A 367-nucleotide genomic window follows, 5' to 3' on the forward strand; every position below is an offset into this window, starting at 1 on the left:
AACACCTGCTTGGCGACGTCCTACTCTCCCAGGACCCTGCGGTCCAAGTACCATCGGCGCTGGAGGGCTTAACGGTCGTGTTCGGTATGGGAACGTGTGGTTCCCCTCCGCCATCGCCACCAAACGGATGACTTCCTGAAAGATTCAATTCTCTCGAATTGTTCTTTCAAAACTGACAACGAGCTGCGACTACTGCCTGTAGTTTGGAAGCTAGGCTYCCTATCCGATCATCATCGTGATCGGGTATTTCCTTAGAAAGGAGGTGATCCAGCCGCACCTTCCGATACGGCTACCTTGTTACGACTTCACCCCAATCATCTACCCCACCTTCGACGGCTGGCTCCCTTGCGGGTTACCCCACCGGCTT

The 367-nt window shown here is 54.6% G+C and carries 2 rRNA genes; both read right to left on the bottom strand.

From position 1 onward, the window contains the following. Positions 1-7 precede the first annotated feature (7 nt). Positions 8-124, bottom strand: a 5S ribosomal RNA gene (gene rrf, locus AB4Y93_RS28930). Between the two features lie 131 nt (positions 125-255). Continuing rightward, positions 256-367: ribosomal RNA gene (locus AB4Y93_RS28935) — 16S ribosomal RNA — on the bottom strand; the annotation flags it as partial.

Source organism: Paenibacillus sp. YAF4_2, from assembly GCF_052113225.1.
Classification (GTDB): domain Bacteria; phylum Bacillota; class Bacilli; order Paenibacillales; family Paenibacillaceae; genus Pristimantibacillus.